The sequence below is a fragment of the Tahibacter aquaticus genome, assembly GCF_004363655.1.
Lineage (GTDB): Bacteria > Pseudomonadota > Gammaproteobacteria > Xanthomonadales > Rhodanobacteraceae > Tahibacter > Tahibacter aquaticus.
Map to the genome: position 1 here is coordinate 1 of NZ_SNZH01000078.1, position 1,271 is coordinate 1,271.

Consider the following 1,271-nt stretch of genomic DNA (forward strand, 5'->3'; position numbering starts at 1 on the left):
CAGGCCATGCTGGGCCAGCCGGTGACCGTCGATTTCGAACTGGACGGCGGTGCCCGGCGCTACCTGAACGGCCAGTGCGTGCACTTCCGCTCGGCCGGCCGCCGCGGCAAGCAGTACCTGTACATCGCCCAGCTCAAGCCCTGGCTGTGGTACGCGACGCGGCGCAGCGACTACCGCATCTTCCAGAACCTCACGACCCCCGACATCGTCAAGCAGGTGCTGGCGATGTACCCGTTCCAGACCAAGTGGCTGCTGTCGCGCAGCTACCGCAAGTGGACGTACTGCGTGCAATACCGCGAGACGGACGCGAACTTCGTGCAGCGCCTGCTGGAGCATGAAGGCATCTGGTTCTCGTTTGATCATTCGGCCGGCGAACACACGCTGGTCATCACCGACGACATCGGCCTGGCCAGCCCGTACCCGGGCTACGCGACGATTCCGTTCTACCCGCACGACCACACCATTCCCGACAAGGACCACCTGCACGGCTGGGCCGCGGGCGGCAATGTGCAGAGCGGCAAGTACTCGGCGCGCGACTACAACTTCGTCATGCCCAGCGCCGACCTGACCACCCTGCGAGCGCAGCCGGCGGGCCATCCGCATGCGAGCTACGACATCTTCGACTACCCGGGCAGCTATCCCACGCTGGGCGAAGGCGACCCGTATGCGCGCGTGCGCCTGGAAGAACTGCAGGCCGGTCACCAGCGCAGCCATGGCCAGGGCCGTGCGCGTGGCCTGGCACCGGGCCGCCTGTTCACGCTGGAAAAGCACGCGGTCGGCGACTACAACAAGGAATACCTGGTCGTCGCGGCCGACTACGACTTCAGCGACAACGACTACGAAGCGACCGAGGATTCGGGCGAGCATCGCCTGTCGATAGCCTCGGAATTCCACCCGACCGACCAGCCCTACCGGCCGGAACGGCGCACGCCCAAGCCGCATACGATGGGGCCGGAAAGCGCGGTGGTGACCGGCCCGGCCGGGCAGGAGATCTATACCAACGAACACGGCCAGGTGAAGGTGCAGTTCCACTGGGACCGCTACGGCAAGAAGGATGAAAATTCGTCCTGCTGGATCCGCGTCTCGCACCCGTGGGCCGGTACCGGCTTCGGCGGCGTGCATATCCCGCGCATCGGCCAGGAAGTGCTGGTGGACCACCTCAACGGCGATCCGGATCTGCCGATCATCGTCGGCCGGGTCTACAACACCAACAACCCGCATCCCTGGGGCCTGCCGGCGAATGCCACGCAGTCGGGCTTCCTGACGCGATC

Annotated in this window: 1 protein-coding gene; it reads left to right on the top strand. The window is 65.9% G+C overall.

All coding sequences use genetic code 11. The features are described from left to right. A partial coding sequence (locus DFR29_RS28855; protein ID WP_133822085.1) for a type VI secretion system Vgr family protein occupies positions 1–1,271 on the top strand: 1,271 nt, incomplete at both ends.